The following is a 24,313-nucleotide window of genomic DNA, read 5'->3' on the forward strand; positions in this document are numbered from 1 at the left end:
GACCCTAACCGACGGGTCCGACACCACACACCGGCCCCGATCCGTCAGCGACACCGCGTCAGTCCCCGCGGAGGGTGAGCGGTTGACCGACGAACTGCAACGGCCGCGGCGAGGGTCGTCGCTTGGGCCGCTCGGACTCTGCCACGCCGCCCGGCACCTCGGGGTGGCCAGGGTCCCGCCCCGGGAGCGCGAGCAGCAGCGCGACACTGATCCAGACGTAGAAGTTGCTGCCGAGGAAGCCGAGCAGGCCGTCGAAGCGGCGCTCCCAGATCCAGACCAGTCGACTGATCAGCACCAGGTACGCGAAGATCGCGAAGCCGAGCAGCCAGCGCCGCCGTCGGCTGCCGGTCGGTGCGGCGTACGCGTTGTCGACCAGCAGGATCAGCGCGGGAATCAGCCAGACCAGGTGGTGCACCCAGGTCACCGGGCTGACAAGGCTGGCCACCACGCCGGTCAGCGCCAACCCGGTCGCCTCGTCGCCGGCCGCCGCCGTCGCCCGGACCCGCCAGATCCAGATTGCCAGCGTCGCCGCCACGAGCAGCAGCCAGAGCGGGGTGCTCGGATGGTCCGGATCGAGCCGGGCCACCACACCCTGCCACGACTGGTTCGAGATGAACGACAGCGACCCGACCCGGTCGGTGTCCCAGAGCGCGGTGGTCCAGAACTCCCGGGACGCGTCCGGGGCCACCCCGGCGGCGAGCAGCGTCGCCGCCGTCGCGGTGCCGCTGGCCACCAGCGCCGCCCGCCACCGCCCGGTGACCAGCAGGTAGACGATGAAGATTCCCGGGGTCAGCTTGATCGCGGTCGCCAGCCCGACACCCACCCCGGCGAAGCGGCGGTAGCGCTGCGGCAGCCGGCGCCCGAACGGGGTCGCCGGGGCGACCAGCCAGAGCAGGTCGGCGCCGACCAGGAAGAGCAGCAGCATGTTCACCTGGCCGAAGTTGACCGTCTCCCGCATCGGCTCGAAGGCCGCCGCCAGGCAGAGCGCGACGGCGAGGGTGAACCAGCGGGTCCAGCCCGTCCGGCGGGCGATCGGGTCGACCAGCCACCAGATGAGCAGCGCGCTGGCCAGCACGGTCAGGGCGACGCTGATCACCATCGCCACCGGCCAGTTCACATACGCCAGCGGCAGCATGACCAACGCCGCGAACGGCGGATAGGTGAAGCCGTACTTGCTGTCCGGCTTCAGCCAGTCGTAGATCTCGCCGTCGGCGCGTACCCAGTGGTGCAGGGCCCCGTAGTAGACCCGGAGATCGAAGAAGCCGTGCCGGACAGCGGCCACCGAGAGGAAGCCGGCGACCAGTACGGCCAACACGATCACGAACAGCACCTGATGCCGGGTACGCCAACCGGCACCCTGCGCCATTACCGCCCCCCTCGCCCTGCGTAGGCTTCTTCCCCATGGCTCTCGGGTACGTCCGCCCAGCGCGTCCGTCGGACGCCGGCGAGATCGCACGCATCCAGCTCGCGACCTGGCGGGTCGCGTACCGCCGGATGCTGCCCAAGCATGTGCTCGACAACCTCGACGAGGAGTGGCTCGGTCGCCGGTGGAGTGCGGCGGTCGAGGCGCCGCCCTCCGAACGGCACCGGGTCCTGGTCGCCGTCGAGCAGGCCGAACAATCGTATCTGGTGGGATTTGCCGCATCCGGGCCCCCCGACGAACAGGCACTCGCCCCGGAGGAACCGGCCGAGGCGCTCGGCCCCGGCGTCGTCGCGGTGACGGATCTCCTGGTCGAGCCGAGGTGGGGCCGGCGCGGGCACGGCAGCCGGCTGCTCGCCGCCAGCGTCGACCTGTGGCGCTCCGACGGCTTCGACACGGCGCTGGCCTGGGCGTTCGACGGCGACGCCGCGACCCGGAAGTTTCTCGGCGGCGCCGGCTGGGAGCCGGACGGGGCGGCCCGGGCCCTCGACGTCGACGACCTGCTCGTGCCGCAGCTCCGGCTGCACGTCTCGCTCGCCGCCGACCCGACCGCCTGACGCCGGGGAACACCCTGTTAGGAAGGGCCCCCGCTACAACGGAAAACGATAAGCGGGGGCCCTTCCTTACAGGAGTCCTTACCCGAGCAGGGTGTCGATGCCGACGGTCAGGCCGGGGCGCCGGGGCGCCGAGCGGACGGCCAGCAGCACGCCGGGCATGAACGACGCCCGGTCGTAGGAGTCGTGCCGGATGGTCAGCGTCTCCCCGGCCGTCCCCAACAGCACCTCCTGGTGCGCGACCAGGCCGGCGGCCCGGACCGCGTGCACGCGTACCCCGTCGAGATCCGCCCCGCGCGCACCCGGCACCTCGTCGGTGGTGGCGTCCGGCATCGGGCCCAGGCCGGCGTCGGCGCGGGCCTCGGCGATCAACCGGGCGGTGTGCGTGGCGGTACCGCTGGGCGCGTCGAGCTTCCTCGGGTGGTGCTGCTCGATGATCTCCACCGAGTCGAAGTATCGGGCCGCCCGGGCGGCGAACTGCATCATCAGCACCGCACCGATGCCGAAGTTGGGTGCGATCACCACCCCCACGCCCGGCTTGGCGGAGAGCCAGCCACGCACCTGGTCGAGCCGCTGCTCGGTGAAGCCGCTGGTGCCCACGACGACGTTGATGCCCTGCTCGATGCACCAGTGCAGGTTCTCCATCACCACGTCCGGGGTGGTGAAGTCGACCACCACCTGCACACCGGCGTCCGAGGCGTCGAGCAGCCGGTCGCCGTCGTCGACCGTGGCCACCAGGTCGAGATCCTCGGCGGCGTCGACCGCCCGGCAGACCTCGACGCCCATCCGGCCCCGGGCGCCGAGTACGCCCACCCGCAGCCGCTCGCCCGCCCGCAGCCGCTCGCCCGCCCGGCCCTGCGGCTGAGCCGGGGAGGTCACCGTCGCCCCGCCCTGGGTGGCGCGCCCTGCGGCACGGTCGACCTGTTCTGCACCGGTTCACGCTCGTCGCTCACGGGCCACAACCTATCCCAGCGCGGACGAGCCCGTGCGGGCAGCGCTGCACCTGCCCGGCCGGCCCGGGAGGCGGCGGTCCGGCGGTCCGCGTCACAGGAGTCTGCGGGCGCCGACCGGGAGGCAGGCACCGGAGTCTGTGGGCGCCGACCGGGAGGCAGGCACCGGAGTCTGTGGGCGCCGACCGGGGGGCAGGGCCGTCGGGGCCGTCGGGAGCCGGCCCGAACGGCCGTCAGGAGTCCGCCACGGCCGGAGGGCCGGTCGGGACTCCGGTTCGCCGCAGGTAACGCAGACCCCGTCGCAGATACGTACGCGGATTCGTGTCGACATGGCGCGCCCAGTCAGGTGCGGTCTCACCGCGCAGCCACGCGTACCTTGCGAGGGCGTAGCCGTACATCGGCTCGGTCAGGTAGCCCAGCCGGCTCGCCGACCACCCGGTGCGCTGCCCGGCGAACTCCAGGGCGGCGTTGGCCGCGAAGACGCCGAACCCGAGGTAGACCGTGAGCAGGTCGGTCAGGGGCTCCTGGTCCCGCCGGTACGGATCGACCCGCCCCTCGCCGAGCAGGCGTTCGTGCGCCAGCTCGTGCGCGACCGTGGCGACCAGCGCCAACGGCCGGAGGCCGAGTGACTCCTCCAGCGAGATCACCGGTCTGCCCTCGACCACCCGGTAGTGCCCGGCCGCACCGGACCAGCTCGCGGAGCCGCCGGCCACCTTCTGCAGCTCGCGCCCACCCACCCGCTCGGCGTGCAGTTCCACCCGGATCCGGTCGGGGTCCACCGACAGGTGTACGCAGAGCTGGTGCACCACGCGGCGCATATCCTCCTCGGAGCCGGAGTATCCGCCCGGGAAGAAGTCGTCGGTGGGGAGCACCACCGGCGAGCGCAGCCAGGAATCGCCGAACTCGCGCACGAACCACGCCAGGTTCTCTTCGGTCCACCGCTGCTCCTCGGCGACGACCGGGCAGCGGGGTGTGAACCAACCCATCGATCCGCCTCCTCGCCGGCATGGTAGAACAGCGGTGCTCGTCGGCCGCCGCTCTCATACCTCGCCGGCGACCGGCCTATTCCGGGGCGGCGGAGAAGTCGGCGGCGCCGAAGGGGCCGACCACGGCCAGCGACATCGGCCGGGCCAGCAGGTCGGCCGCGAGCGCGTTCACCTCGTCCGGGCCGACCGCGTCGACCCGGGCCAGCAGCTCGTCGACCGAGAGCAGGTCGCCGAAGAGAAGCTCACCCTTTGCCAGCCGGCTCATCCGGGACCCGGTGTCCTCCAGGTTGAGCACGTACGACCCCTTCGCCATCCCCTTGCCCCGGGCCAGCTCGGCGTCGCTGATGCCGTGCGCGGCGACCTCGGCGAGTTCGGCGCGGATCAGCTTCAGCACCTCCTCGACCTTGCCCGGTGCGCAGCCGGCGTAGACGGCGAAGAGTCCGGTGTCGGCGTACTGGCTGGAGTAGGAGTAGACCGAGTAGGCCAGGCCCCGCCGCTCACGGATCTCCTGGAAGAGCCGGCTCGACATCCCGCCGCCCAGCACGTTGTTGAGTACGCCGAGGGCGAACCGCCGCTCGTCGAGCCGGCCGATGCCGGGACAGCCGACAACGACGTGCGCCTGCTCGGTCTCCTTCTGCTCCACGATGCTGCGGGGCCGGGCGGTGCGTACCCGGGAATCGGCCGGACGCAGCGGCGCCGGCGCCGCCGGCTCGCCCTCCAGCGACGTGTCCCGCAGCGCCTGCCGGACCAGCTTGACCACCTCGCCGTGCTCGAGGTTGCCGGCGGCGGAAACCACGATCGACGGCGCGGTGTAGCGGCGCCGGTAGAAGCTCTGGATCTGCCGTCGGGACATCGGGGAGACGGTCTCCTCGGTGCCGGAGATCAGCCGGCCCAGCGGGTGGTCACCGTAGACCGCCCGGGCCAGCAGGTCGTGCACCTCGTCCCCGGGTTCGTCGTCGTGCATGGCGATCTCTTCGAGGATCACCCCGCGCTCGGTTTCCACGTCGGCCGCGGCCAGCACCGAGTCGGCGACGAGGTCGCACATCACGTCGATGGCCAGCGGCAGGTCCTGGTCGAGCACCCGCGCGTAGTAGCAGGTGTATTCCTTGGTGGTGAAGGCGTTCGTCTCGCCACCCACCGCCTCGATCGCGGCGGAGATGTCCAGTGCGCTGCGTTTGCGGGTCCCCTTGAAGAGCAGGTGCTCGAGGAAGTGCGACACACCGGCCTGGGTGCCGGTCTCGTCCCGCGAACCGACCGCCACCCAGATGCCGAACGACACACTCCGCATCGCCGGGATCGCCTCGGTGAGCACCCGCAGGCCGCTGGGGAGGACGGTGCGCCGTACGGTGCCGCCGAGCGGATCGCTCTCCACCACCTGAGTCACCGCCCGGGCCGCTCGACCGGCAACCCCGTGCGCGGCACCGGAACCCGGCACTCGTTTCGCCCGACTCAAGGGACTCCGGCTCCTCACTTCACGGCGGCGGGGCGGCGGACGCCACCCCGGGGACGGTACGACGGCAGGCGCCGCGCCGACCTGTACGCACGATCCCCGTGCGGCCCGGGTCGGCGCGGCGCGCCTCGATCAGCTGTGCCGGTTGCGCCGACGGCGCGGCTCGCCGCCACCGCCGCCCTCGCCGTCCTCGCGGTCGCGCTCGCCGCGGCTCGGGCCGCGGTCGCCCCGGTCCCGGTCGCTGCGATCGCGCGGGCCGCGGTCGCCCCGGTCCCGGCCGGCCGGACGCTCGCCGCCGGCCGCCTCGGCCGGCGCCTCCTCGCCCTCGGGCCGCACCTTGTCCAGGTAGATCTTGCCGCGAGCGTCGATGTCGGCGATCTGCACCTCGATCCTGTCGCCGACGTTGAGGAAGTCCTCGACCCGCTCGACCCGCTTGCCGTCGCCGACCTTGGAGATGTGCAGCAGGCCGTCCCGGCCGGGCAGCAGCGAGATGAACGCCCCGAACGCGGCGGTCTTCACCACGGTGCCGAGGAACTTGTCGCCGACCTTCGGCAGGGTCGGGTTCGCGATCGCGTTGATCCGCTCGACCGCGGCCTCGGCCGACGGGCCGTTGGTCGCGCCGACGTAGATCGTGCCGTCGTCCTCGATCGAGATCTCGGCGCCGGTCTCGTCCTGGATGGCGTTGATGGTCTGGCCCTTCGGCCCGATCACCATGCCGATCTTGTCGACCGGAATCTTCACCGTGGTGACCCGGGGAGCGTAGTCCGACATCGTGGCCGGCGCCTCGATCGCGTCCTGCATCACGCCGAGGATGATCTGCCGGGCCTCGTTCGCCTGCTGCAACGCCGACGCCAGCACGTCGGACGGAATCCCGTCGAGCTTGGTGTCGAGCTGGAGCGCGGTGACGAACTCCCTGGTGCCGGCGACCTTGAAGTCCATGTCGCCGAAGGCGTCCTCGGCACCGAGGATGTCGGTCAGCGTGACGTACTGCGTCTTGCCGTCGACCTCGTCGGAGATCAGACCCATCGCGATGCCGGCCACCGGGGCCTTCAGCGGCACACCGGCGCTGAGCAGCGCCATCGTCGAGGCGCAGACCGAGCCCATCGAGGTGGAGCCGTTCGAGCCGAGCGCCTCGGAGACCTGGCGGATCGCGTACGGGAACTCCTCGCGGCTGGGCAGCACCGGGATCAGCGCCCGCTCGGCCAGCGCCCCGTGCCCGATCTCGCGCCGCTTCGGCGCGCCGACCCGGCCGGTCTCACCGGTCGAGTAGGGCGGGAAGTTGTAGTTGTGCATGTAGCGCTTGGTCTTCTCCGGGGAGAGAGTGTCCAGCGCCTGCTCCATCCGGAGCATGTTCAGCGTGGTGACACCGAGGATCTGCGTCTCGCCGCGCTCGAAGAGCGCCGAGCCGTGCACCCGGGGCAGCACCGCGATCTCGGCGGTCAGCGAGCGGATGTCCCGCGGCCCGCGGCCGTCCATCCGGACCTGCTCGCGGAGTACGCGGGCCCGCACCTCGGACTTGTTCAGCGAACGGAACGCCGCGCCGAGTTCCTTCTCCCGACCCTCGTAGGTCGGGGCGAGTTGCTCGACGACCCGCTCCTTGATGCGGTCCAGGGCCTCCTCGCGCTCCGCCTTGCCTGCGATCTTGAGCGCCTCGGCGACCTCGCCGCGCGCCGCGCCGGAGACCGCGTCGTAGACGTCGTCGGCGTAGTCGAGGAAGACCGGGAACTCGGCGACCGGCTTGGCCGCGACCTCGGCCAGCTCGCTCTGCGCCCGGCACAGCTCCCGGATGGCCGGCTTGGCGGCCTCCAGGCCGCCCGCCACGACCTCCTCGGTCGGCGCCGGGGCACCGCCGGCGACCAGCGCCACTGTGTGCTCGGTGGCCTCCGCCTCGACCATCATGATCGCGACGTCGCCGTCCGGCAGGACGCGGCCGGCGACCACCATGTCGAAGGTGGCCCGGGCCAGCTCCTCGTGCGTCGGGAAGGCAACCCACTGCCCGTCCACGTGCGCCATCCGGGTGGCCCCGATCGGGCCGGAGAACGGCAGGCCGGAGAGCTTGGTGGAGAGCGACGCCGCGTTGATCGCCACGACGTCGTACGGGTGCAGCGGGTCGAGCGCCAGTACGGTCTCGACGACCTGCACCTCGTTGCGGAGTCCCTTGACGAACGACGGGCGCAGCGGCCGGTCGATCAGCCGGCAGGTGAGGATGGCGTCCTCGCTGGGCCGGCCCTCACGGCGGAAGAACGAGCCGGGGATCCGGCCCGCCGCGTACATCCGCTCCTCGACGTCGACGGTGAGCGGGAAGAAGTCGAACTGCTCCTTCGGCTGCTTGCTCGCGGTGGTCGCGGAGAGGACCACGGTCTCGCCGAGCTGGGCGAGGACGGAGCCGGCGGCCTGCCGGGCGAGCCGGCCGGTGGAGAAGGTGACCTCGCGGGTGCCGAAGGACCCGTTGTCGATCACGGCGGTGCGGTGCTGGGTGCCGAGCGTGCCGGCGCCGCTGGGGTTGGTGCTGTTCGGGTTGGATGTTTCGGTCATGGTGCGGAAGCACTCCTTCGATCGGGGGCCCGCGACTGCCCTCCGCGCCGGTGGTCCTGCACCGGTGCGAGACCGTGGCCAGAGAAGCCGCTCGGACAACCGGTCTTCGATCGAAGCGCCCGGGGCGGCGGATGACCTGCCGGCCCGGGGGCCACTACCGAGGACCGGTGCGTCGACCGGCTCCGCTGTCGGGTGGTCGCGCTGGCCCCTGGTTGGGTGGGCGGTGGAAGCGGGTGGAGCGGCTGCCCGTCGGTGCCGTGGCTGCGCCGGTGCCGTCGGTGTGTCGCTGGCGACCGCGCCGCGGGGCGGTGCCGGGACGGCCGCTCCCCCGCCTCAGATCACCGCCGCAGACCGAGCCGCTCGATGAGCGACCGGTAACGGTTGATGTCCTTCTTCTGCATGTAGTTGAGCAGCCGCCGGCGGCGACCCACCAGCAGCAGCAGACCACGGCGACTGTGGTGGTCGTGCTTGTGCACCTTGAGGTGCTCGGTGAGGTCGGCGATCCGCTTGGTCAGGACCGCCACCTGCACCTCGGGCGAGCCGGTGTCACCCTCGACGGTCGCGTACTCCTGGCGGATCTTGGCCTTGGTTTCCTGGTCGAGCGCCATTTCTCCCTGTTCCTGGATTGTCGTGTCCGCCCGCGGCAGGTCGGTGGACCGACCGGGACGACCTCGCACCCGCGGCGTCGTGCAGGCACGCGAGGCCACGCCGGTAACCCCGACGTTCCCGTCAGGTTACCAGCCTGGCGGGGTTCGTCCGAGTTGAGGGCCGCCCGGACCGGTCAACCCAGCGCCTCCCGGGTCTGCGCCACATCGGCGTCGATCTGTGCCACCAGCGGCTCGATCGCGTCGTAGCTGCGCATTTCCCGCAGGTAGGACACGAAGTCGAGGGCGAGCCGCTCGCCATAAAGATCGCCGGAAAAGTCCAGCACGTACGCCTCGATCCGCCGCTCGCGTCCGGAGAATGTCGGATTTGTTCCTATCGACACTGCGGAGGGGAGCCGCTCGGCGCCCTGTCCCGCCCGGCCGCCCCGGCGGATCAACCAGGCCGCGTAGATGCCGTCCGCCGGCACCGCCGCGTAGCGGTGGCAGAGCAGGTTGGCGGTCGGAAAGCCGATCTCCCGGCCGCGCTGGTCACCCCGGACCACCACGCCCTCCAGCCGGTGCGGCCGGCCGAGCGCCGCCGCCGCGGCGGTCACGTCGCCGGCGGCGACGCAGGCCCGGATGTAGGTCGACGAGTAGACCGTCCCGTCGTCGGTGATCAGCGGCGCACCCTCGACCCCGAAGCCGAAGGTGCGCCCGAGCCGCTCCAGCAGCGCCACGTCGCCCGCGGCCCGGTGCCCGAACCGGAAGTTCTCCCCCACCACCACCAGCGCCGCGTGCAACTGCTCGACCAGTACGTCGTGCACGAACGCCTCCGGCGACAGCCGGGAGAAGTCGGGGGTGAACGGCACCACGCAGAGCATGTCCACCCCGAGCGCCTCGATCAGCTCCGCCTTGCGGGCCTGTTCGGTCAGCACCGCCGGATGCGACCCGGCCCGGACCACCTCGGCCGGGTGCGGGTCGAAGGTGACCACCACCGACTGCACACCCATGTCCCGGGCGCGCTTCACCGCGTGTCCGATGATTGCCTGGTGCCCCCGGTGTATCCCGTCGAAGACGCCGATGGTGACCACCGACCGACCCCAGCCGACCGGAGCTCCGTGGTACCCCCGCCACCGCTGCATCCCTGATCCCTGTTCCCTCTCCTGTTCCTGACAACTCCACCGCCGGAACCCCGGCAGAACCGGCTCGCTCCGGGCGAGCGGTGGCAGCTCAGGCCGGGGCGAGCACAATCTCCGCCCGGGCCCGGCCGTCCCGCTCGCTGACGATAGCGATCACCCTCCCCGTGGAGTCGACGACCGCATACGGCCCGGAGATGCCGGCGGGGTCGAGCGGGCCGCCGTGCGAGAGCACCTTCACCTCGTCCGCCGACGCCGCACGCTCCGGGAAGAACCGCCGGGCCGCCGCGTCGACGGTCAGGTTGACCACCTCCGGAGCACGTTCCTCCAGCACCGGAAGGGTCGCCGCCTCCGCGAGGGTGAACCCGCCCACGGCGGTACGTCGCAGCGCCGTCAGGTGCCCGCCGACCCCGAGCGCGGCGCCGAGGTCCCGGGCCAGCGCCCGGATGTACGTGCCGGACGAGCAGTCCACCGCCACGTCCACCTCCACCACGGCCCCCCCGCCGATGGTGCCGCGACGGAAGCCGAGCACGTCGAAGCGGAGGACGGTGACCCGACGCGCGGCCAACTCGACCGTCTCGCCGTCGCGTACCCGCTTGTAGGCCCGCTGTCCGTCGATCTTGATCGCGCTGACCGCGCTCGGCACCTGGTCGATCTCGCCGGTCAGCGGCAGCACTGCGGAGCGTACCGCCTCCTCGGTGACCCCGGCGGCGTCGGCGGTGCCGACCACCTCGCCCTCCGCGTCGTCGGTCACCGTCGACTGGCCAAGCCGGATCGTCGCCGTGTAGCTCTTCCCGGCACCGATCACGTACGTCAACAGCCGGGTCGCCCGGCCGACCCCGATCACCAGTACCCCTGTGGCCATCGGATCCAGCGTGCCGCCGTGTCCGACCCGGCGGGTCCGGGCCAACCGGCGGACCCGGGCCACCACGTCGTGCGACGTCATGCCGCCGGGCTTGTCGACCACGATCAGCCCGTCGGCGCCTGCGGGAGCATTCACGGGCAACCAGCCTGCCAGATACCGCCACCGCCGCCCGCTTCGCCCACGCCGGCGGCCCGGCGCCCGCAGGTCCGGCCAGCCGAGGCTGCCGACGATGTGGTGCACCAGCACCGGATCGAGGTCCCGCTACGACCACTGCCAATTCACGGCGGTACGCCCGGCCGTACCCCGCTCATCCGGCCGAAGGTCCGGGGGTCGGGCCGCCGCGATCCCGCCTCTGCCAGGAGCTGCCGACCGTTGTGGAGGAGACGCCGAAATCTGTGGGGAAACTGTGGTGGTGGCGGGGCTGTGTTCCGGTGCCCGAGGCAACACAATGCGTACATGACCAATCACGACAGGTCGGCGCCTGACCACCTGCTGATCAAGATCGAGCAGCGGGACGACCCCGTCTCGATGATTTCGGAGGACGACGCCCGACGTCGCTCGCTCGCCTACCCCAAGACCATGTGGGGTGCCCCGGTCTTCGGTGTCGCCGAAGAACTGGATACCGGCCGGTGGCGGATCATCCGGCTCGACGCCGAGGAGCCGCAGTACGCCCGGGACAGCCTCGCCCACCACCTCCGCAAGCGGCACAGCGAGACACCGGACATCCCCGAGAACGCGACCGAGCGGGCCGAGTGCGAGACCGCGTACGAGTTGCTCGACTGGGAGCCCGTCAACGACCTCACCGTCAACGGCCGCCGATACCGGATCATCCGCGCCCAACCGTTCATCCGGATGGGGCCGGACGGGCCCGAGCCGCCCCGACCCACCGACCCCGACCCGTACCCGCCAGGCCAGGCGGAGAACGCTCCGTCTCAGATGGACGGGTTCGTCATCGACCCGACCGCCGGCACCGGACTCACCGACGGCATCGCCCGGATGGAGATGATCTCCGCCTTCCACCTCGCGGAGACCGTCCCCGCAGCGGTACGCGCAGACTCCTACCGGGCCATGGACACCCACCCCAACGTGGTGCTGCTTCCGGTCGGTTTCACCATCGGCGGGTACGTCGGTGGCAGCTGGCGACCCAAGTCGTTCGACGCCTACCCGACCCCACAGGCTGCCCGGGACGCCGGCTCCTACTCCATGGTGCATCCCCGGATGGACGGGACCACCACGATCGAGGAGTTCATGGCGGCGTGCGAGCGCGCCCGCGCGGCACACCAGCCGCCGCGCACCGACGACTTCGAGTTGAACGGCGTGCGGTGCCGGGTCACCCGCGTCGAAACCTTCGTCCGGGTCGGCCCCGACGGGCCGGAAGGACCACGTCCCTCCGACCACGACTCGCAACCGCCACCGGCCCGACACGTCGCCGACCTCCGCGCCCAGGGCCTGATGCCCGACCCCGACTGACCGACCCCGACTGACCGACGCCGGGTGGGCCTGCGGCCGGTTACGCCGCCTGCCGTTCGTCATGAGCCGCATGCCCACCCGGTCCGCCGGTGCGGTCAACGTACTAACCGCAGTGGATCGGGCCCCACCGCTCCTCGGAGAGATTCCGGTAGACCACGTACACCAGGATGCAGTGGCCGGCGGTCCCGGTGATCTGGGCCGGACCGGCGTCGTACTGGAAGTTGCCGTAGTCGCGGTCGAAGACCAACGGCTCACCCGGGTAGCCCGGGTTGCCGGTGGCTCATTCGGCCGATACTCCGTGCCCGCACCTGCCCCACGACCTTGTCGCACACCCCCTATCCTGAAGCACGCTCAACGTAATCGAAGCGGTGAGTTGAGTAGTCGAACCACCAGCCGATGCGGTCCGTCGGCCCGCCGTGAACGGCGGTCAACCGGGGAGACGGGTACCCATGGGATCCATTGCCGACACCTACGATGCCATGCGCGCGGTCGGACGCTCACCGGACCGGTCGGTGACACTGACCCTGACCGGCCGGGGTCAGGTCGAGGTCGAGCTCGACCCGGATGTGCGGTTCACCCACAGCGAGGCCCAGCTCGCCCGCCAGATCGCCGGCGCGGCCCGGATCGCGATCGCCGCGTTCCAGCAGGAGCAGGCCCGCGCGATTGCCCAGGCCGTTGCGGAAGCACAGCCGGCGTGACGACCGCCCGCCGCAGCCTGCCGTATCCCTTGCTGACCCGGCTGCTCGCCGCGCTCTCGCCTCCCGGCTGCTCGCTCGGACCACCCGACCCGATGCCGGTCCCGCACGATAAACCACTGCCAGGCCGCGACGCTCTCGTACCGGCGCTGATCTCCCTCGGCACGAGCAGGCTATACCCCCCGTGATCGCGATGCTGTGAGGACCTGATCATGGAAAACCAGTACGACCGCTTCCGCGCCGAACTCGACAGCAGTCCGGTACACGGCCGCTCCCCGTTGGGATACGTCGAGGTACGCCGCGACGCCAAGGGCGAGATCAGCGTGTCGATCGGGCCTGGCGCCTTCCGGGAACTAACCCACCGGCAACTCACCGACGAGGTACACGGCGCCCTGGCCGCCGCCATCGCCGACTACTCGCAGACGTCGGAACGGCTGTTCCAGCGGTGGGGTGGCACCCTGTGACCAGACCCCAGCGTCGGAACCGCCAGCTCGCACGAGGCCCGGGAGACGCCGCGAAGAGCCACCAAACCCTCCCGTACGTCCTGCTCGCCGCGGTGGTGGCCGGCACCGCGCTCGCCGGCTGCACCTCCGGCCCGGAAAAACCAAAGCCGATCGAGCACGACAAACCGATGCCGACCTGCGACGCCCTCCCACCGATACTGATCTCCCTCGGCATGAGCCGACCGGAACCACGACCGCCGGCGCTACCCGGCCCCCCGGCGACTCATTACAACTGCTCGTTCTCGCTACCCGAGCCAATCACCGAACCAGGCATCGCCAGCGCCAGCGTGGACGCGGTTCGCCCCAACACCGATCCGTTCGGAACTGTTCGGGTCGAACGTTACGGGGAGATCTTCGTGGACAGCATGCAGTGCGAGGGCCTTACCCGGCCCGTCCCGTCGCTGCCACTCGGAACGATCTGCTACGAGCCGTACAGCGAAAACAGCGGTTCGGCACTCCTGATGGGTTTCACCGGACAGGTGACCGTTCGGATCTGGGTTCTCTGGTGGGAGCCCGACACCAGCCAGGCCGCGATCCGCGTAGTCGCCGAACAGAAGGCCGACGAACTGGCCCAGCAAGTGATCACGCTGCTGTAGCTCGACATCCGTACGTCGCCATCGTGACCGTTTCCAGAGGGGACAGCAAGCTGTGAGCACCATCAACGTCGAGACCGCCGCCCTGGTCCGGCACGCGAGCGGACGCTACGGCGATGCGATGGCCTGCGCGGGCATCGGACGCTACGTCCGGCACGTCGGTGCTGTTCCCGACTTCGCCTGGGGTTCACTGGAGTGGGCCCAGAAGTGGCGGACCGAATGGGCGGAAGCCTGCGACGACCGCGTCAGGGAAGCCAGCCTGGCCAGCGAGCGGTTCGGTGACGTCGGCGAAACCCTTTACCAGGTGGCCGCCAACTACGCCGAGGCAGACATCGGAGTCGAGGCGGACCTGTCTGCCCTGGCGGGTGGCCCGCTCATGCCCTTCGTCGATGCTCTGGGCGCCCCGCCCAGCGGCGTCGCCCGTCCCGGTGGCGACTTCCAAGCCCCTGACCGCCACACCGGCGCGGTCATCCCGTCCATTCCCGACGACACGCCGGTCAACCACGATCTGAACATGTTGTTGAAGGACGGCTCGATCATCCAACAGGACCTCTACCCGAAGGGCGCCGACCTCTCGAAAACCCCGAAGGCCCAGCTCCGGGCCGAGCTGATGACCGAGGGCCGCCGCAAACTCTGGGAGTTCATCACCGAGTGGTACGACGACCTGCAGACCGCGGAAAAGCTCGTCCGGCAGTGGGGGGTGGTCGAGGGCACGAGCAGCACCGGCCTGATCGACGAGGCCAGTGCGGCCTGGCCCGGCATCATCGCCAACCGGGCCAACCTGCTGCGCCTCGGCGCGAACGCCTACCGGACCCTGCGGGAGAACATGGCCAACCAGGTCAAGGATCTTCAGCAGTACTGGGCGTCACCCGGCGCCGCCAGCGCCTACGTGATCTATGCAAGCAGTCTGGGCAGGTACTACGACGCGATCGCCGACAATCTCCAGTGGCTCGGCGACGAGGGTGTCGAGGCGGCCAAGACCATCGACAGCCTGCAACTGTCGTACGCGAACGTCGGCTACTCCCACATTGGCGTCATCGCTACCCAGCTCCAGGCGTACAACGAGGCGGCGGCCAGTCTCAGCAAGGCAACCGGAGATCCGCTCAAGGCGCTTGGCGACGCACTGACCGCGTTGACCGATTCATTGATCGAGAGCTGGAAGGCCGCCGCCAACAAGGCCGGCGGCACCCTCGCGGTCAGTGACAAGGTCATTGACCGGGCACCGCACTTCGACAACAACAACCACGCGCTCGAACTGCCACCCTCCGGCCCGTCGAACGAGTGGCGGGGTGACGGCTGGAAGCCCGGCACCCGCATCCCGACGCCGTGAACCGCCGCTGACCGGCCACGGCCGGGTTCGCGTTGTCGCCCCACCGGGGCAGGGTCCCGGTCGCCATCTCGTAGAACGTCACCCGGCGGCGAACCGCTCGGCGGCGGCGTCGGAGCGGAGCCGGCGCGGCGGCTTGTTTCGGTAGCAGCCGCGACGGCCGTACTCACCGGGTGGCGCCGAGCACCGCCCACCGGCCGGAACGCATCCGCAGCAGCAGCCCGGCCAGCCGGGCCACGACGAAGAGGGCGAGCCCGGCCCAGATGCCGCCCAACCCGAGATCGAGAGCGTAGCTGAGCCAGATCATCGGCAGGAAGACGCCGAGCCCGCTGACCACTGTCAGGTTGCGCAGGTAGCCGACGTCACCGGCACCGATCAGCACCCCGTCGAGGGCGAAGACGACGCCGGCCAGCGGCTGCATCGCGACGAACCACGGCCAGGCGAGCATCGCCTGCTCGCGTACCTGCGGGTCGTCGCTGAACCAGCCGGGGACGGTGCCGGTGCCGGCACCGATCAGCACGGCGAAGGCGAGACCGCAGATCCCGCCGTAGACGGCGATCCGTCGGGCCAGCAGCCGGGCGTTTGCCGCGTCGCCGGCACCCAGCGCCGCCCCGACCAGCGCCTGGGCGGCGATGGCCAGCGCGTCGAGCAGCAGCGCAGTGAAGAACCAGAGTTGCAGCGCGATCTGGTGGGCGCCGACGGCGGCGACGCCGAACCGGGCTGCCACGGTGGTGGCGGAGAGGAAGCTGGCCTGGAAGGCCGCGCCCCGGATCAGCAGGTCCCGGCTGAGCACGAGCTGCCGGCCGATCACCCGAGGGCGGGGCACCAGCGGCACCCGCTCGGCGACCAGCGCACCGGCGAAGAGCAGCCCGGAGAGGGTCTGGGCCACCGCGTTGGCGATCGCCGAACCGGCCAGGCCCAGGCCGGCCGGATATACCAGCAGCGGGCAGAGCAGGGCGGAGAGCAGGTTCGGCCCGAGCACGAACCAGAGCGGCCGGCGGGTGTCCTGCACGCCGCGCATCCAGCCGTTGCCGGCCGCCGCGAGCAGCAGTCCGGGAGCGCCGAGCACCGCGATCCGCAGCCAGAGCGCCGCACCGTCGGCCACCTCGGGAGATCCGCTCCCCGCGACGGTACGCGCCAGCGGGCCGGCCGCCACCTGCATGACGACCACCAGCAGCAGGCCGGCGGTGAGGGCGAGCCAGGAGGACTGGACGCCCTCGGCGACGGCGGCCGGCCGGTCACCGTACCCGAACCGGCGGGCCGCCCGGCCCGTGGTCCCGTACGCGGTGACGGTGCCGATCCAGACGACCAGGGTCATCACGGGACCACCGACCGCGAGCGCCGCCAGCGGCACCGCGCCGAGGTGCCCGAGCACGGCCGTGTCGACCAGCACGTAGAGCGGTTCGGCGGCCAGCACCACCAGGGCGGGGAGGGCGAGTCCGAAGATCCGCCGCGCGGAGGCGTCGATTGCCCGTGACGGCGGGGCGATCTCCGGGGTGGGTGTGCGGGACTGGCTCATCGCGGATGATGGTGGCACGGCACTCGTAAGGAGTGCAATAGAGTCCTGCACTTACTATTCCCGTCCTGGCCGATCCGGCTTGCCGGTTGCCGCACCGGACTGGCCCGATCAACGATCAATGCCTATGCTCCGGACCGTGTCTAACCACGGCGGGGGGCCGGGCGGGCGCCGGGCGGGGCCGGCCGCGCGGCTGCTGGCCGTCCCGTTGCGGTGGCTGGGGATCGGTGCCGGCGTCGCGGGACTGGCCGCCTCCGGCCTCTTCGGTGGTCTGGACCAGGTCGAAAAGCCCGAGGTGCCGACGGTCGAGGTCGGCAGGACCGTCGATGCCGGCCCGTGGAACGTCGCGGTGACCGGCAGCAGGGCGGTGGACGAACTGCCGACGCTCCATCTCGGCGACGGCAAGCGGTGGCTGGCGGTGCTGGCCACGATCCGGAACACCGACGCCGAGAGCCGGGCCGGCTTCGGCGACACGATCCGGCTACCCGGTGTCGCCGGGCTCGACGACGAACGGCCGGACCAGGTCCTGCTGGTACGCGACGCGAGCCGACCGACGTACCTCAACCCCGGACTCCTGGAAGAGCTGGCATTCCTCTGGGAGCAGGACGACCGCGACCCGCCACCGAGCCGGATACGGGTGGAGGTGTGGGGGACCACGCGCCGGCTCGACACCATCGGCGACCGGTGGGAGTGGCTCGACCCCGAGTGCCGGGCCGTGGTCGAGGTGCCGGTGCGGGACCGGAGGATCGGATGACGACTCCACCGGACGACTCGGCTCGTGAATCCGTCGCCAGCCATCGGGCACCGCCTGGCCCGGCACAGCGGATGGGCATGCGGGTCGGCGCCGGCACGCTGATCGTCGCGGCGCTGGCCGTCGGTGGTGCCATCGCCGACTGGCGGCCCGTCAACGGCGGCGGCGCCGAGGCCCGCGAGCGGCCCTTCGTCCAGGTCGGCCGCTTCGGCGAGACCGTCTCGACCCGAGTCTTCGACGCGACCGTGCTGGACGTCCGGGGCGCCGCCGTCGTGGACAGCGGCGGCCAGCGGTATGACACGGCGGGCATCTGGCTCGTCCTGCGGGTCCGGCTCGCCACCCGCACCGAGGCGACCACCATCGGGTACGCGGCGGTCCGCGACCATCGTGGCCGGGAGTTCCGGGCCACGACGCGGTTCTCCCAGGCAATGGTCGGCGGCGGCCGGGTCCTGCAACCGGGGATCCCCGTCGAGGGGGATGTCGCCGTCGAACTGCCCCGCGACGCGGCGGCCACCCGGCTGACGGCGCGCTTCGCCCAGCAGCAGGTCGACCTCCGGATGGACGCGCTGGCCGAGGTGTCGTTGCCGGCGGTGGCGCCGGCACGGGTGGACGAGTGGGCGGCGGCTCCGGCACCGGTGGCCCTGGCGACCCCGTCGGTGGTGGCACCGTGACCCGGCCGCCACCGCCGCCATGGCCCGGCCCGCCGACCGTGGTCCTCAGGTACGCCGAGGTCGAGACCGCGATGCTGCCCATGGTCGATGCCGGACCGTCACTCGTCGACACCCGGGCCGTGGAATCCGTCTCCGCCGCTGCGGCACCGGCCGCCACGCCGACCGTCGCGGAACCCCCCGCCACGCCGACCGCCGCAGGCCGCCTCGTCACCACCTCGGGCACGGCGGAACCCCCGATCTCGCGGACCGCCACGGAATCCTCGGTCGCCCCAGCCATGCCCCCGCGGCCCGTCTCCGGGCACCGTGGCTGGTGGCGGCGCAACCGCTGGGGACTGCTGACCCTGCTGCCCGCGCTCGTGCTGGCGATCGCACCCGGCGCACGGGACGGCTACGAGCGGTACTCCCAGGCGGAGTACCGCGACCCGGTCAGGGCGGGGACCGACGGCTGGGTGACGTTCTCCGGTGCCCGGATCCGCCTGGTCGAGCTGGTCCGGGAGAATCCCGAGCCGCCGGCCGGCAGCCGCCCACTGGCGCTGTCCGAGGGCGTGGTGGCCTGGCGGGCGACGCTGACCTTCGAACTCTCCACCCCGGACGCGCTGATCGGTTGCCAGCCGCACCTGGAGGACCGTGACGGCCGGCTCTTCGGCCCGAACGCGGCCGAGCTGCGCGGTGCGCGGCTGCCGATCGCCGGATGCGACGCGGAGGATCCCGCCCAGCGCTCGTTCCGGTCGGTCGTCTACTTCGCGCTGCCCCGCTCGGCGACACCGGTGGCGCTGCGGATTCTCCGAGCGACCGAGCGACCGCGCTACGCCCGGCTGACCGTCGGCTGACCGACCCCGTCCGGCTCCTCCGGAGATGGCCGGATCCGCAGCACCCGGTCGACGGCGGCGCCGAGCAGACAGGCCAGCAGCACGGTGCCGACCGCGTCGTTGAGCAGGGACAGCGGCCCGGACAGCGGCATCCACACCGACTGGAGGTCCTGGGCGCCGACGATCAGACGCTCCGCCTCCCAGAGCCATTCCCGGGCGGTCTGGGCCAGCAGGAAGGCCAGACAGAAGAGGAGCATCGGCGCCAGGCCGGCCCGCGCCATCAGTCGCAGGCTGTGCACCATCGGTGCGAACCGCTCACGCAGGTCGGCGCCGAGGTTCGCCCCGACCGCCCGGAGCGGACGGGGAAGGGCGCGCCAGCGCCGGACGGCCCGTTCCACCAGATCGGACCCTGCCGGCGGGGGTGGCACGAGTCGGTGGCCATACACCACCGCGCCGACGGCCAGCCAGGCCAGCGGTACGACGATGGCCACCTCGATCGATCCGGCCACTCCGACCAGCCACGCCCCGGCAGCCCGGACCGTCCCGGAGAGCGGTCCCAACCGGTCCACCAGATCGTGCCAGGTCTCCACCAGCCAGACGACGATCCGCCGCTCCTGGAGCCACTGCAACGCGGGATCCTGTGCCTGGGCGATCGTGGCGGCGACGATCGAGATCCAGATGATCTCGACGTAGGCCCCCGGGATGCCGAGCCATCCCATCCCGGGCCGTTCCTGCCACCTGCCGAGCAGCCAGCGCAGCACCACCGCGACGGCCACCACCGCCACGATCGCGCCGGTGAGTTCGATCGGGATCCGCCGCTCGGCGTTCTCGGCGATCCGGGCGGGGTCGGTGAAGATGGCGGCGTCGGCGAGATGGGTGTCGACGAAGAGCCGGTACAGATAGTCGGTGAGATCTTCCTGGAGATATCCCCACGAGGCGTAGACGGTCAGGAACGGCACGAGCGCGCTGCCCAGGTGGTCGAGGAAAGTCCTGCGGCGCCGCGGCCGACCCGCCTCCGCCTCCCCCGGCGCTCCCCGCTCCCGCGCCTCCGCCGCTCCTGCCGGCTCGGTCGCGTGCCGTAGCCACGGGAGGGACGGGCGCAGCACGCGCAGCATCAGCACCAGCGCGGTCAGCGTGGCGATCGGCCCCAGGATGACCACCAGCAGCCCCAGGACCCCATTGATCTTGCTGACCTGGACCGCGCCCAGGGTCACGAACTCCCGCGCCGCCGCACCCGCGAAGAAGAGGGCGAAGAGGACCGGCCAGTGCCGGACCAACAACCGCAGCGACATGCCGAGCACCGCGACGGCCTCCCGCAGTGCCCCGCCGACCGTACGGCGGCGGCGCGGCGACCGGGTCCACGCCGACGGAGCCGCCACCGCCGTTGCCTCCGGCGCGATCACGGGCCACAGGTTACCCCCGATCGCCGTCCGTCGGGTGACGTCATCGCCGGCCGGCCGACCCGGCCCGCCGCACGGCCTAACCCGGCCCGCTGCACGCGCCGGAGAGCCACTCGTCCGGCCCGAGCGACCTGCGGAGCCGTTCGAGGTCGCCGAGCAGGGTGTCGAGCCGCTCCGGATAGCGCAGGTATTCGAGTACGGCGTGCTGGAACGCGTTCGCCATCGCGGTCGGCATCACGTCGGAGGCGTCGAGGCAGAGTGGACTCCGGCTGTCGGTAAGCGTCTGCGCGATCCTGGTACGCACCTCGGCGCGGCGGTCCGGCCCGGTGGCGCCGGCCGGCTCGGCGCCACGATCGCTCGGCCGCACGTCCCGGTTGACCGAGAAGGAGGTGCCGGCGCTGCTGCCCTGCCAGATCCGCTGGGCCTCGTCGGTGGCGAGGAACTCGATCAGGCGCCGGGCCGCCGGCTTGTCGCTCAGGAGGCCGGCGAAGTCGGCCGAGACCATGGCGGCGTCCCGCCGTCCGGCACCCGGGTCGGCGTCGCGGAAGGCCGGGAACGGCAGGTAGTCGGCAGCGGCCACCTCGGCCGCCCGGACGGCACCGCCCCGGTCGTCCTCCGGGTAGCCCTCCCGGATGCCGATCACGAAGGACGCCTGGTGTTCGAAGAGGCAGCCGGGTCCGCCGGTGAACATCGGCCGGCCGGCGTCGGTGAACTCGGTCAGCAGGGCCGCGTCGGCACCGCCCCGGACCATTCCCGGCGCGGTGACCAGATCGCCCCAGGCCGTCCAGGCCGCCCTCACCTTCGCCGAGTCCCAGGCGAGCCTGCCGCCCGCCCAGGCGTCGTAGTCGGCCACCCCGGAGCGGTGCAGCAGAATGTCCTCGATCCAGTCGGTACCCGGCCAGCCGGATCCCGGCGTCGCGCTCATCCCCAGACACCACGGTGTCGCGCCCGCCTCCGCCAGCGACTCGCTGGTCTCGACCAGCGCCTCCCAGCTCGTCGGCGGTCCCGCCGCGCCGAACGGTGACCGCTCCGGGACGTACCAGACGAGACTCTTCAGGTCGGCCTTGATCGGGATGACGTCCGGGCCACCGCGCGCGTTCAGTTGGGCCAACTCGCGCCACTGCCGCGCCATCGACGACGAGCCGGGCTCGCCGTCCAGCGGTCGCAGCACGTCCCGGCGCAGATACCCGGCCAGCTCGCTCAGGGTCGGCAGCACCGCGACATCCGGCGGCGTGCCCTTCTGCACCTCGGCGAGGAGGATCTGTCGCACGGCCCGGGTGCCCTGGTAGTCCACCGCGACGCCGTGCTCCTCCTCGAACGCCCGCAGCACGGTGCGGAAGCTCGCCTCCTCGGCACCGGTCCAGGAGGCGAGCACGCTGACCGTCTCCTCGACCGGCTGGCCGAGGCAGCCGGTCGCCCCCGCCCCGGCGGTCAGCAGCGGCAACAGGACCAGGTGGGCGGCCTTACGCCGCAGGTGAGGTCTCATCTCGACCGGTACCGGTATTCCTCGAGGCGTGGCCGCAGCCCGAGCCAGACGAGCAGCGCGATCGGTGACACCAGCAGCAGGACGACGAAGGCCCAGGACGTCGCGCTGGTCGCCGCCCCCGCCTGCTCGTCGACCTCCTCGGCCCGGCCCAGCACGTCGCGGTCCGCGACCGGCATCGGGGACCCGGCGGTGAGGCCGGGGCGGAAGACGTCGCTCGAGATGTCGCAGCCGTCGTCCCGGACGCAGGAATCCCGCAGGAGTCTCTCCAGGGCCATGGCTCCCTCCCGGTCGGCGGCCCGGAACTGCTCGCCGGAGAGCCGGCGGACCTCCGACAGCTCCGCCCCGGCGTCGGCCAGCTGGGCCTTTGAGACAAGCGCGAACGACGTACCGGCGACGAGCAGGGCGAGCAGGAGCGTGCTGGTGGCGAGTCCCCAGTTGACCATGCGCCGGAAGCGCCGGTGCAGGAAGAGCTGGGTGCCGACGAGCAGGATCAGCGCCGGCACCAGCCAGAGCAGGGTCGCGGCGGGACTCAGCCAGCCGGAGGCCAGCCGCGCCTCCAGCGCGTCGGTCTCCGCCGCGAGCAGGCTGTCGAGCTGTGCCAGGATGCCCTGCTCGGAGTGGAGCAGCCGGGAGGCGTACCAGAGATAGGCGGTGGCCAGGCCGCCCGGCCCGCTCTTGCGGTAGTGCGCGTCGGCCTGCCCGACCAGGCCGACGTACGTCACCAGCAGCCCTTCGACGAGCTGGATCCGCCGGCTGCTCGTGCCGTCCCCGGAACCGATGTCCTCGGCCGCCTGGGCCAGGCTCTGGCTGGCGGCGGCAATCTGGTTCTGGTATTCCTCTCCGGGCCCGGCCAGCCCCGCCTGCCTGCTCTGGAAGCTCGTGATCGCCGCGGTGTCCGCCCGGACCAGCGCGGTACGGACCGCCGCCAACTCCATCACCGAGGGGAGGCTCCGGGTGCGTACCGTCTCGGCGGTGCGGTGGGTGCCCCATACCACGGCGAGCGAGCTGGTCAGCACCAACGCCGTCGCGCCGAGGAGGCAGCCGAGCAGCCGCAGCAGCGTACGCCGGGTCGTGCTCGACCGCGCCGTGCCACCCGCCGATGGTCCCGCCGGCACGCCGCCCACCGACGGCCCCGCCATCATGCCCTCCCACCGTCCTCGGCGCGGTCGAACGGGCGCTTGCACGCCTCGCAGACCAGCGCGTCCGGTGGTGAGATCCGCCCGCAGGGGCACTCCTGGTCGGGACCGGTCGCGATCGCCGGCTCGGGTGCCGGCTTGTGGTCGGTCAGTCGTGGCTCCGAGCCGACCATCACCGAGCTGACCGCGACCCGCAGCATGGCGCTGCGGGTCCAGTCGTCCCTCAGCCGTACCGGCCGGTCGGAGTCTCCGGTGACCTCCACCAGACCGGCCAGCCGGCGCAGGATCTCGGCGTTGCCCAGCCGCTCCGCCAGGACGACGGCGAGCCCGAGCTTCGCCTCCGCGGCCTTCCGGTCACCGCTTTCCAGGGCGTCGCAGCCGGCCGCCACCGCCTCGCCCAGTTCCTCCTGCCCGAGGTGCCGGGCGACCAGCGGCTCGATCCGGGTCGACGCCACCGGGTCGTCCGTCCAGCGCAGCTCGATCGGCTGCGGGTCGGCGCACCGCTCCCCCGCCATGATCAGGTCCACCCGGGCTGCCCGGACATCCTCCTCCAGCGGCGGCCGGTCCCCGTCCTGCCCGTAGGCGATCGCCAGGTCGACGAGGAATTCGCGGCTCTCCTCACCGCTCCAGGAGCCGGTGTAGAACTCCGTGGTCCGCTCGTCCAGCACCGTGGCGTGCTCGGTCAGGTCGGCCAGTGTCGGCGTCTCCTGGCGCACCGACCGCACTCGCACTCCCGGGGCCGTGCCAAGGCGGATCCGCAGGTCGGGAACGTGCTTCCCCATCGCCCTGTCCATGATGGACTCGAAATCGGCCGCCAGCTCGGCGACGTCTCCGATGGCCTCGGCCTCGCCGCGCAGCACCGAGGTGATCCGGAGCAGCTGGCGGTGGTCCCAGTCCTCGCCGATGCCCCGGGCGTCGCAGACGAAGCTGCCCGCGCAGGCGGTCAGCACCGCCTCCAGCTCCTCCGGCGTCTCGTGCTGGTTGCGGCCGTCGGTCAGCAGGATCACGTGGCGCACCAGTTCCGGATACGGCGCCAGCAGCCGGTCCGCCAGCCGCAGCCAGCTTCCCATGGCGGTGCCGCCGCTGTCGTAGAGATGCCCGGTCGCCTGCTTCGCCGCCGCCCGGGTGGTGGCATCGGCGACCGCCATCGTCGCCGGCTCCGGATAGACCATCCGGGCGCCGTCGGTACCGGCGACGACCGCGAAGCGGCTGCCGTCCCGGATCGTGTCGATCGCGGCCCGGGTGGCCTGCTTCGCCGCCGACATCTTGGCCGGCGGATACCCCATCGAGCTGGAGCAGTCGACCAGAATCGCCACCGCGGCCGAGGCCGGCGCCGATGCCGCCCCCGCCCCGCCGGAACGCCCGGTACCGACCCTGAGTACCACCGCCATCCCGGTGTCCGAGGTGGACCGGTACTTGTTCTGCACGACCTCCAACTCGAAGGCGTGCAGCGGGCCGCCGGCCCCTGGAGTCATG

General features: G+C 72.0%; 23 protein-coding genes. 9 read left to right on the forward strand and 14 right to left on the reverse strand.

The genetic code is table 11. The features are described 5' to 3' along the window. Nucleotides 1–58: 58 nt before the first annotated feature. A complete protein-coding gene (locus ACN28C_RS29515) occupies nucleotides 59–1,366 on the reverse strand; it encodes a glycosyltransferase 87 family protein (RefSeq protein WP_422770768.1) in 1,308 nt (435 codons plus the stop codon). Nucleotides 1,367–1,401: 35 nt separating this feature from the next. Between ACN28C_RS29515 and ACN28C_RS29520 the strand changes: the two genes are divergently transcribed. Next, entirely contained in the window at nucleotides 1,402–1,977 is a 576-nt protein-coding gene (locus ACN28C_RS29520; RefSeq protein ID WP_422770769.1) for a GNAT family N-acetyltransferase, read from the forward strand. Nucleotides 1,978–2,055: 78 nt separating this feature from the next. Here ACN28C_RS29520 and dapB read toward each other — a convergent pair whose 3' ends face one another. The 7 genes from dapB to truB form a co-directional block, all read right to left on the reverse strand. Continuing rightward, entirely contained in the window at nucleotides 2,056–2,811 is a 756-nt protein-coding gene (gene dapB, locus ACN28C_RS29525; RefSeq protein ID WP_422774854.1) for a 4-hydroxy-tetrahydrodipicolinate reductase, read from the reverse strand. A 346-nt stretch (nucleotides 2,812–3,157) separates the two neighbouring features. Then, complete coding sequence (locus tag ACN28C_RS29530) at nucleotides 3,158–3,910, reverse strand: hypothetical protein (RefSeq protein ID WP_422770770.1); 753 nt, start codon at nucleotides 3,908–3,910, stop codon at nucleotides 3,158–3,160. Between the two features lie 76 nt (nucleotides 3,911–3,986). Beyond that, nucleotides 3,987–5,363, reverse strand: a complete 1,377-nt coding sequence (locus ACN28C_RS29535) for a M16 family metallopeptidase (protein ID WP_422770771.1) — start codon at nucleotides 5,361–5,363, stop codon at nucleotides 3,987–3,989. A gap of 129 nt (nucleotides 5,364–5,492) precedes the next feature. After that, the gene (locus ACN28C_RS29540; RefSeq protein ID WP_422770772.1) at nucleotides 5,493–7,895 is read right to left on the reverse strand and encodes a polyribonucleotide nucleotidyltransferase; all 2,403 of its coding nucleotides are present in this window, start codon (nucleotides 7,893–7,895) and stop codon (nucleotides 5,493–5,495) included. A gap of 338 nt (nucleotides 7,896–8,233) precedes the next feature. After that, entirely contained in the window at nucleotides 8,234–8,503 is a 270-nt protein-coding gene (gene rpsO / locus ACN28C_RS29545) for a 30S ribosomal protein S15 (RefSeq protein WP_421491535.1), read from the reverse strand. A 173-nt stretch (nucleotides 8,504–8,676) separates the two neighbouring features. Beyond that, nucleotides 8,677–9,621 (reverse strand): bifunctional riboflavin kinase/FAD synthetase, encoded by a 945-nt coding sequence (locus ACN28C_RS29550; protein WP_422770773.1) that lies wholly within the window; start codon nucleotides 9,619–9,621, stop codon nucleotides 8,677–8,679. Nucleotides 9,622–9,709: 88 nt separating this feature from the next. Continuing rightward, nucleotides 9,710–10,621, reverse strand: a complete 912-nt coding sequence (gene truB, locus ACN28C_RS29555; RefSeq protein WP_422774855.1) for a tRNA pseudouridine(55) synthase TruB — start codon at nucleotides 10,619–10,621, stop codon at nucleotides 9,710–9,712. A 315-nt stretch (nucleotides 10,622–10,936) separates the two neighbouring features. Here truB and ACN28C_RS29560 point away from each other — a divergent pair, with 315 nt between their 5' ends. Continuing rightward, on the forward strand, nucleotides 10,937–11,950 hold the full coding sequence (locus ACN28C_RS29560) for a DUF5954 family protein (protein ID WP_422770774.1): 1,014 nt from the start codon (nucleotides 10,937–10,939) through the stop codon (nucleotides 11,948–11,950). 103 nt (nucleotides 11,951–12,053) lie between these two features. Here the strand turns inward: ACN28C_RS29560 and ACN28C_RS29565 are convergent, their stop codons facing one another. Beyond that, nucleotides 12,054–12,197 (reverse strand): hypothetical protein, encoded by a 144-nt coding sequence (locus ACN28C_RS29565; RefSeq protein WP_422770775.1) that lies wholly within the window; start codon nucleotides 12,195–12,197, stop codon nucleotides 12,054–12,056. Nucleotides 12,198–12,399: 202 nt separating this feature from the next. On the opposite strand from ACN28C_RS29565, the gene ACN28C_RS29570 reads away from it, so the two are divergent. The 4 genes from ACN28C_RS29570 (at nucleotide 12,400) to ACN28C_RS29585 (ending at nucleotide 15,071) form a co-directional block, all read left to right on the forward strand. Continuing rightward, the gene (locus ACN28C_RS29570) at nucleotides 12,400–12,648 is read left to right on the forward strand and encodes a YbaB/EbfC family nucleoid-associated protein (RefSeq protein ID WP_422770776.1); all 249 of its coding nucleotides are present in this window, start codon (nucleotides 12,400–12,402) and stop codon (nucleotides 12,646–12,648) included. A 209-nt stretch (nucleotides 12,649–12,857) separates the two neighbouring features. Continuing rightward, nucleotides 12,858–13,109: a YbaB/EbfC family nucleoid-associated protein gene (locus tag ACN28C_RS29575; protein ID WP_422770777.1), complete on the forward strand. Its 252-nt coding sequence runs from the start codon at nucleotides 12,858–12,860 to the stop codon at nucleotides 13,107–13,109. Continuing rightward, nucleotides 13,106–13,744 (forward strand): hypothetical protein, encoded by a 639-nt coding sequence (locus tag ACN28C_RS29580; protein WP_422770778.1) that lies wholly within the window; start codon nucleotides 13,106–13,108, stop codon nucleotides 13,742–13,744. Before ACN28C_RS29575 ends, ACN28C_RS29580 begins: the two co-directional genes overlap by 4 nt. A gap of 52 nt (nucleotides 13,745–13,796) precedes the next feature. Further along, complete coding sequence (locus tag ACN28C_RS29585) at nucleotides 13,797–15,071, forward strand: hypothetical protein (RefSeq protein WP_422770779.1); 1,275 nt, start codon at nucleotides 13,797–13,799, stop codon at nucleotides 15,069–15,071. A gap of 163 nt (nucleotides 15,072–15,234) precedes the next feature. Here ACN28C_RS29585 and ACN28C_RS29590 read toward each other — a convergent pair whose 3' ends face one another. Further along, nucleotides 15,235–16,587, reverse strand: coding sequence for an MATE family efflux transporter (locus ACN28C_RS29590; protein WP_422770780.1), 1,353 nt, complete (start codon nucleotides 16,585–16,587; stop codon nucleotides 15,235–15,237). A gap of 136 nt (nucleotides 16,588–16,723) precedes the next feature. Here ACN28C_RS29590 and ACN28C_RS29595 point away from each other — a divergent pair, with 136 nt between their 5' ends. Genes ACN28C_RS29595 through ACN28C_RS29605 form a run of 3 tightly spaced genes read left to right on the forward strand, consistent with a single transcriptional unit; the run spans nucleotide 16,724 to nucleotide 18,836 of the window. Continuing rightward, nucleotides 16,724–17,338, forward strand: coding sequence for a hypothetical protein (locus ACN28C_RS29595; protein ID WP_422770781.1), 615 nt, complete (start codon nucleotides 16,724–16,726; stop codon nucleotides 17,336–17,338). Then, a complete protein-coding gene (locus ACN28C_RS29600) occupies nucleotides 17,335–18,006 on the forward strand; it encodes a hypothetical protein (RefSeq protein WP_422770782.1) in 672 nt (223 codons plus the stop codon). The genes ACN28C_RS29595 and ACN28C_RS29600 overlap by 4 nt, the downstream gene beginning before the upstream one ends. Then, a complete protein-coding gene (locus tag ACN28C_RS29605; RefSeq protein ID WP_422770783.1) occupies nucleotides 18,003–18,836 on the forward strand; it encodes a hypothetical protein in 834 nt (277 codons plus the stop codon). Before ACN28C_RS29600 ends, ACN28C_RS29605 begins: the two co-directional genes overlap by 4 nt. On the opposite strand, the gene ACN28C_RS29610 is transcribed toward ACN28C_RS29605, so the two are convergent. The 4 genes from ACN28C_RS29610 to ACN28C_RS29625 all read right to left on the reverse strand — a co-directional run bounded on the left by ACN28C_RS29610 (nucleotide 18,812) and on the right by ACN28C_RS29625 (nucleotide 24,312). Further along, the gene (locus tag ACN28C_RS29610; RefSeq protein ID WP_422770784.1) at nucleotides 18,812–20,218 is read right to left on the reverse strand and encodes a hypothetical protein; all 1,407 of its coding nucleotides are present in this window, start codon (nucleotides 20,216–20,218) and stop codon (nucleotides 18,812–18,814) included. The genes ACN28C_RS29605 and ACN28C_RS29610 overlap by 25 nt on opposite strands. Nucleotides 20,219–20,294: 76 nt before the next feature. After that, nucleotides 20,295–21,701, reverse strand: a complete 1,407-nt coding sequence (locus tag ACN28C_RS29615; protein ID WP_422770785.1) for an ABC transporter substrate-binding protein — start codon at nucleotides 21,699–21,701, stop codon at nucleotides 20,295–20,297. Further along, nucleotides 21,698–22,843, reverse strand: a complete 1,146-nt coding sequence (locus tag ACN28C_RS29620) for a hypothetical protein (protein ID WP_422770786.1) — start codon at nucleotides 22,841–22,843, stop codon at nucleotides 21,698–21,700. The genes ACN28C_RS29615 and ACN28C_RS29620 overlap by 4 nt, the downstream gene beginning before the upstream one ends. Continuing rightward, entirely contained in the window at nucleotides 22,840–24,312 is a 1,473-nt protein-coding gene (locus ACN28C_RS29625) for a vWA domain-containing protein (protein WP_422770787.1), read from the reverse strand. Before ACN28C_RS29625 ends, ACN28C_RS29620 begins: the two co-directional genes overlap by 4 nt. Nucleotide 24,313 lies beyond the last annotated feature (1 nt).

This window comes from Plantactinospora sp. WMMC1484, from assembly GCF_049315195.1.
Lineage (GTDB): Bacteria > Actinomycetota > Actinomycetes > Mycobacteriales > Micromonosporaceae > Plantactinospora.